A 7,502-nucleotide genomic window follows, 5' to 3' on the forward strand; every position below is an offset into this window, starting at 1 on the left:
GGACCATTGGTGTGGAAGACCCCAAGTCGTTCAGGCTCCATTGGGGCTGATATCAGAGCGGACAATGCAATCAAAGACAGAACCAGAACCGGCTGTTGCCTCCAGTTCACCCGATAGCGACGGATATGATCCCAGGCAAGGGCTAGCCACAACAACCCCAACCCAATGAGATGATTTGCATACACTCGCTTCATTCCCTCATCGATCATGGAAAACAGCAGTGAATCCAACAAACCTCCCATCAGGGGGAGTGAGAGCAGAATGTTTTCTGCAATCATGCCTGCGGAACTGCCTGTGGCATCACCGCGCAGAATATAACCGGTAAAAAGAAGCAGCAACGCCGCAACCATAGACAGAGTCAGTAGCAACCAGCGATTGAAGGCCATTGGGGCACGACTTCGGTCGACAACAACAGCCACTAAATGAATGACAGCCAAGATAAAAAAGGCCTGACTGGCAAAAAAATGCAACGCCCGCCAGAATGCCCCAAATGGAGCCAGAATATCTAAGCTACTGGCCGAATAATAAGGATGGGCGGAATCATACTGGAGAGAGACTACCACCCCGGAAATCAAGGAAAGATACAGGGCTACCATACTGCTCGTCCCCCATCGACTCTCAATCAGAAACCTTCTAACTGCACTGCCTATCGATTGCCCCATCACGCATTTCCTATCATACACTCATGCTCAAAGCGGATTGTTGACTATACCAATTCACCACCAAGTTGTTTGGATGCTCAAAGAACTCAATATATTTGCCCTGTCCTTTCGTCTCGGCTCAAGAATCAACAAATGAGGAGATCGTTCCCAGAGCCGAGACCAAAGAACCCAACATGATTTTATTCCAAGTAGGTGTGTTGTACCAACAAAAAAACCCTGACCGATAGACCGGCCAGGGTTTTTTTTAAAGCAACAAAGAAGATCTTCACCCGCCAAGGGCACTAGCGATAGTCTTTGATAATTTTTCATCAATAGTCTGAACAATCTTTTCATCAGTAAGGTTAGCCCCTTCCTGACGCAAGGTCTTCGTCACATTACCGAAACCAACCCTGAGCTTACGGTCGCTCACCATCTCAAACGCTTTCTGAACTCTGGCTTTAGCCTCAACATAGGAAAGTCCCTCGGCATGTCCAAGCGGCCCAAGTTCCTTGATCTGCTGGGTAAACTGAGTAATCAGTTTAACAAAACGTGGGGCTTCCGCAGCCGATGCCCATTGCAGATTAAATCGCTCCGGACGGATGCCGACCTCGCGCAAAACCTTGTGAATAAGTCCGTTAACTCCCATTGCATCATAATTACCAACCTGGTAATGGCATTCTCCGAGTTGTCAGCCACCGGTGAAGATGCCGTCAGCACCCTCAATCAATCCCTTCATGACAAAGGCGGGATCAAGCCGTCCGGTGCACATCACTCGAATAGTGCGAAGATTTGGTGGGTACTGGTAGCGCGAGACACCAGCTGCATCGGCGGCTGCGTAACAACACCAATTACAGAGAAACCCGAGGATTCGGGGGTTGAACTCAGAAGCTTGACTCATACATTTTCCTCAATAGATTTACCAAAGGCCTCAATTTGCGAATAGATCTGCTCGTTGGTGAAGCCACCCATGGAAATGGCAAAAGTTGGGCAATGCGCCGCGCAAATACCACAGGCCTTGCATGAAGCGACGATAGTTTCCGCCTTCTTTTTCTTGTCTTCCATTACCACCATCTTAATCGTCTTGTATGGGCACAGACTAACACATAACCCACATCCAATACACTCTTCCTTATTAACGTTTGAGACAATGGGGGCAACATGAACCATCCCCTTAACAAGAGGTATGGCTGCCTTGGCAGCGGCGGCCTGTGCCTGAACTACGGTCTCATCCAGCGGCTTGGGCGAATGAGCCAGACCACAGACAAAAACTCCATCCACCGGCATCTCGACGGGACGCAGCTTAACATGTGCCTCAAGGAAGAACTTATCCGCTGTAACCGGTACTTTTAACAGTTTGCTCAAAACCTCTGTTCCCTGCGGCACAATACCAACACTCAATGTTACAAGGTCAGGGGCAATAATTACATCTTCACGCAGTATCGGATCAAAGAAACTGACCTCAACAGACCCGCCTTTTTTAGTGATCTCAGGCATAGCGCTGGTCTCATAAGGAATAAAAACCACACCTTTCTCACGAGCTTCACGGTACTTCTCTTCAGCATAACCATAGGTCCGCATATCGCGATAAAGGACAATGATCTGGGCTTTAGGATTACGGTCCTTCAACATCAGTGCGTTCTTGACTGCATGATTACAGCACACCTTGCTACAGTAATTCAGATCATCCCCACGAGATCCGGCACACTGAACCATCACCACCGAGTTAGGCAGATCTTTCTTGTTCTTGGCATACAATCGAGTCTCAAGCTCTCTCTGGGTGATGATCTTGTCCGATTTCACCAGTTCTTTGCCCAGGACTGTTTTGGGCACATATTCAGTCCCGCCGGTCGCCAAGATGATTACTCCGTGATCAATGGTGACCTCTTTTGATGTCTTGCCTTCGTTCAACTTAACAACGGAACTAAAATTACCCACAAAACCAGCTACATCGACAAGCTCTGCCTGGGTGCAGACGTCAATCAGCTTATTTTTTTGCACCCGATCAATTATTGACTTGAGGGTCTTTTCAGTTTCAACACCAAAGATAGTCTTTTTTATCGCCAGCAGGTTCCCCCCCAAAAATGCTTCCTTTTCGAGGAGAGTGGTATGGTAGCCTTGATCAGCTAAAGTCAAGGCAGCAGTCATACCAGCAACACCACCTCCCAACACGACTGCTTTTGGGGTAACAGGCACGGTATGCTCAGCGAGAGGCTTGATGCCACGGGCCTTTGCAACACCCATCCTGATCAAATCCATAGACTTCTTGGTGGCAGCTTCTGGCTCATTGGCATGAACCCAGGAACATTGATCACGGATATTGACCATCTCAAACAAGGAACGGTTGAGTCCCGCATCTTTCATTGTCTCCTGAAAGAGCGGCTCATGGGTTCTCGGCGAACAGGCCGCGATAACAATACGGTTAAGATTGTGTTCCTTGATTTTCTGCTTGATGACTTGCTGAGCATCATGAGAACAACTGTAGAGCGATTCTGAGTGATAGACAACGTTTTCCATGCCACCAGCGTATTGATCGACCAGCGGCACATCGACCACACCGCCGATGTTGATCCCACAATGGCAGGTAAAAACACCGATCCGCACCTCCTCCTCAGCAATATCCCGCTCCTCTGGATAAGATTTGATAACATATCCGGCCCCCCGCTGCTGCTTGAGCATAACTGAAGCAATACCTGCAGCAGCACTCGATTGGGTGACACTTTCCGGGATATCTTTAGGCCCTTGGAAAGCACCGACTACTAATATTCCCTCACGGCTGGTGTTAAGCGGAGCAAAGGGAGTCGTGTCACAAAATTGATAGGCGTTCAACTCAACATCCAGCTTCTTGGCAATATCTTGGGCGTCTTTAGGCGCATCCAATCCTACTGAAAGGACAACCATATCGAACGCGGCAAATACATGCGCTCCGTCCATGGTGGAGTAGGTCAACTTGAGACCCTTTTTACCCCACGGTGTGACGTCAGCAACCTTGGCACGGACAAACTTGATCCCAAACTGCTCCTGGGCACGTTTTTGGGCAGCGTCAAAATCCTTACCCTGCGTTCGCATGTCCATATAGTAGATTGTAATATCAAGCGAAGGGTCATGCTCTTTGGCGACCATGGCCTCCTTAATGGCATACATGCAGCATACAGAGGAGCAATACCCATTGTCACAACCCAGATCACGAGACCCCACACACTGGATAAAGGCAATTTTCTTGGGGTGTCGCTGGTCAGAGAGACACAGCACATGCCCTTGATACGGTCCAGACGGATTAAGCAACCGCTCAAACTCAAGGCTGGTCACTACATCTGGGTGCTGCCCATAACTGTATTTGGCAAGAGTAGACTCTGGAACACGACCAAATCCTGGCGCCAGCACGACCGCTCCAACCTCAAGCTCCTCAACCTTAGCTGTCTGAGAGAAGTCGATGGCTCGACTCCGGCACACCGGCACGCAGATCTTACAGGTGCCATGCTTCAGATGCATACAAGTTTCAGGATCTATATAATACGATGCTGGAACAGCTTGGGGATAATCAATATGAATGGGCCGAGTGATGGAAAGACCCTCATTATACTCATCCACAAGATGTCGAGGGCAATACTGGGTACAGAGTCCACATGCAGTACACTTTGCTGCATCAATATATTTGGGCCGAACATTAACCTTAACGGTAAATGCACCTGGCGTTCCTTCAAGGGATAAGAAATCGGTATTGCTGAGAATCTGAATATTGGGAGACCGACCGGCCTCAACTAACTTCGGCGCGAGTATTCAAAGCGAGCAGTCATTAGTTGGAAAGGTCTTATCCAGTTGGGCCATGACCCCGCCAATGGCAGCCGTTTTTTCGACCAGATAGACATAATATCCCAATTCAGTCAGATCAAGGGCAGCTTGGACACCAGCAACGCCGCCACCCAATACCATGACGGCGCCGGAAGAGGTGCCTTTAGCTTTTTTCTTGTTAGTTACAGCCTGTGCCATAGTAAACTCCAAATAACGGTTAAACCCCTATCTTAGCTCTATTAAGAATGGGATGGATTAACTTCTTCCTTGCTCTCAGTATTCTAAAACTTCAACCTTAACTGCGCAGAGTTTATATTCCGGCGTTCTGGAAAGGCGGTCAAGAGCGTCCAGTGTCAAGTAATTGACTGGGGTCTCGACATAGTTGTAGGTAGAGAATATCGTACCTTCCTGGCTGCGATCAGTAATAGTGACCTTAATTTCGACCGAACCACGGCGTGAACTGATGCGGATCCAGCTCCCTTGTCGCACCCCCATACGTTCTGCATCGACGGGATTAACCTCCGCCAAACACTCTGGGGCAATGACATCGATTTCAGGAGTCTTGCCGGTCATGGAACTAAAATTGTACCGGGCATACTCACGACCGGTTGTGAAAAGCATTGGATACTCGGTGTCTGCTGGTTCCTGAGGTGGAAGGTACCCTTCCGGCACAAAAAGCCCGAGGCCTCTGGTAAATTGCTCAGTATGAAGCACCGTTGTGCCAGGATGGTCGAGAGTAGGAACTGGCCACTGGAGGCCAACCTTATCGAGTCGCTGATAAGTGATTCCGGCGTACATCGGCATCAATTGACGAACTTCCTCGAAGATCTCCTCGGCCGATTTATACCCCATATCGTAGCCCATCTTTTTCGATAGTTCACAGAAGATTTGCCAGTCTGGTTTAGCATCTCCTGGAGGATCAACTGCCTTACGAACCCGCTGCACTCGACGTTCGGTACAGGTAAAAGTACCCTCTTTTTCGGCAAAGCAGGCTGCAGGAAAAACAACGTCCGCTTCCTTTGCGGTATCAGTAAGAAAGATATCCTGGACAACCAGAAAATCTACCTCTCTTAATGCCTCCTGGACATGCGCAATATTGGCATCGGCAATAGCCGGGTCCTCGCCAAAAACGTATAGCGCTCGAATTTCACCTTTAAAGATATTTTCCCACACCTCGGTCGCAGGTTTTCCTGGTCGCCGTGGAAGTTTAACCTTCCACAGTTTCTCATACTGGTTAAACAACTCTTCGTTGCTAAGGCCACCATATCCGGGCAGGGTATTAAAAAGAGCCCCCATGTCACATGCGCCTTGAACATTATTCTGCCCACGGAGGGGATTGCAACCGCCACCTTCAACACCGACCTTGCCGCAGAGCATGGAGAGATTGGCAATGGACTTAACCCGATCAGTGCCGGTGGTATAGTGAGTGATACCCATGCCGTGAAAGATGGCATGACGACCTGGTCCGGCAAACATCCGAGCACACTGGAAAAGATCATCAACAGCAAGACCTGTTATTCCACTTACATAATCCGGGTTGTACTTTTTAACCAGTTGCTTGAGTTCATCAAAATCCTCAGTACGCTCTTCAACAAACTTCTTATCCCAAAGATCCTCTTCAAGGATAATATGCATCAAGCCATTGAGGAAAGCCACATCCGTACCAGGCAGAATTCTAAGCCACAGATCTGCCCGCTCCGCCAGTTTTGTCTTCCGCGGATCAACGATGATCAACTTGGCCCCACGATCAACTGCCTGATGGACACGTAAACCAATGGTTGGATGACTAGTATCAGGGTTCGATCCAATCATCAGAAAGAGATCTGTCTTAGTAGTATCTGCGATGGAGTTTGTCATCGCGCCGCTGCCGAATGTGATGGCCAGACTGGCCACCGTGGGAGCGTGTCAGAGTCTCGCGCAGTGATCGATATTATTGGTACCGATCGCTGCGCGCATGAATTTCTGCATCAAAAAGTTTTCTTCGTTTGTAGCCCTGGCACAGGAAAATCCTGCTATGGCGTCAGGACCATACATCGCTTTGATATCAAAAAAACGACTGGCAGTGTAGCTAAGAGCTTCCTCCCAGGTGGTTTCAACGAGTTGACCGCCACGACGGATAAGGGGCTTGGTCAATCGCTCTTTGTGCTGAACAAAGTCAAATCCAAAACGGCCCTTAACGCAGAGCGCTCCATAATTCGGGGGAAGATCTGGTTCTGTAGTCACTTCAAGGATAGTGTTACCCTTAACCCGCAACAACATCTGGCAACCGGCTCCGCAGTAAGGACAGGTAGTCCTGACCTCTCTAACGGCTTCATTGACCACTGGCACAATTTGATGTTTCTTGTTGATCGCGCCGGTGGAACAATTATCCACGCACTTACCACAGGATATACATCGTTCATTAAAGGACAAGCTGATGCCCTGTGCCCTACCTTTTTCATCAAAGCTTGATGCTGTTAAGTCCAACGCATCATATTCACAACTATTTTTACAACGCTGGCAATAGATGCATTTATTAAGATCCACCGTCAGGGTGGGGTGGTCGGTAAACCTACTGTACGTTGGGGTTGAACCCATACCAGTCTTATTGGGATCAACCTTATGGTCTATGGCCAGACGCTTAAGATCACAGCGCTCAAAGGCTGAACAACCACAGGAGAGACAGCGTTCCGCCTCCTTAATGGCCATCTCTTCTGAAAAACCTAATTTAATTTCATTGAAATCCTGGACTGCGGTCGCCGGTGGCCGAGTGGGCATCTTTTCGCGCAACTTAACCTTGATGCCTTCAAAATTCCTTAAATCAACATCATCAAATGATCGGCCACGATTAAAATTGAATCGGCTTTCAGAATCATCCCTGTCACTGCCCATGACAAAGGCATGAATATTTTCAGCAGCCCGGCGAGCGGCAACAACAGTCTGGATAACTGTCCTTGATCCTGATACAGCGTCACCAGCGGCAAACACCCCGTGAAGGTTGGTCAATGAAGTCCTGACATTAGCGTTTACACAGTTGGTGTCCGATAACTGTAAGGTGTCCGACAGTTTATTCACGGCCAGTTCTTGATCAGA

Annotated in this window: 5 protein-coding genes and 1 pseudogene; all 6 read right to left on the reverse strand. The window is 48.7% G+C overall.

Features of this window, described 5'->3' with window-relative positions; all coding sequences use genetic code 11:
- Window positions 1-662, reverse strand: a 662-nt coding sequence (locus tag FP815_03360) for a DUF4405 domain-containing protein (protein MBA3013975.1), incomplete at its 3' end; no start/stop codon positions are given.
- Window positions 663-927: 265 nt separating this feature from the next.
- Window positions 928-1,539 (reverse strand): annotated as a pseudogene (locus FP815_03365) (hydrogenase iron-sulfur subunit).
- Complete coding sequence (locus tag FP815_03370) at window positions 1,536-4,370, reverse strand: CoB--CoM heterodisulfide reductase iron-sulfur subunit A family protein (protein MBA3013976.1); 2,835 nt, start codon at window positions 4,368-4,370, stop codon at window positions 1,536-1,538. The pseudogene FP815_03365 and the gene FP815_03370 overlap by 4 nt, the downstream one beginning before the upstream one ends.
- Window positions 4,371-4,418: 48 nt before the next feature.
- Entirely contained in the window at window positions 4,419-4,628 is a 210-nt protein-coding gene (locus FP815_03375; GenBank protein ID MBA3013977.1) for an FAD-dependent oxidoreductase, read from the reverse strand.
- A 75-nt stretch (window positions 4,629-4,703) separates the two neighbouring features.
- A complete protein-coding gene (locus FP815_03380; protein ID MBA3013978.1) occupies window positions 4,704-6,287 on the reverse strand; it encodes a molybdopterin-dependent oxidoreductase in 1,584 nt (527 codons plus the stop codon).
- A gap of 48 nt (window positions 6,288-6,335) precedes the next feature.
- Window positions 6,336-7,484 (reverse strand): molybdopterin-dependent oxidoreductase, encoded by a 1,149-nt coding sequence (locus tag FP815_03385; protein MBA3013979.1) that lies wholly within the window; start codon window positions 7,482-7,484, stop codon window positions 6,336-6,338.
- Between the last annotated feature and the right edge of the window lie 18 nt (window positions 7,485-7,502).

It is taken from the genome of Desulfobulbaceae bacterium, from assembly GCA_013792005.1.
Classification (GTDB): domain Bacteria; phylum Desulfobacterota; class Desulfobulbia; order Desulfobulbales; family VMSU01; genus VMSU01.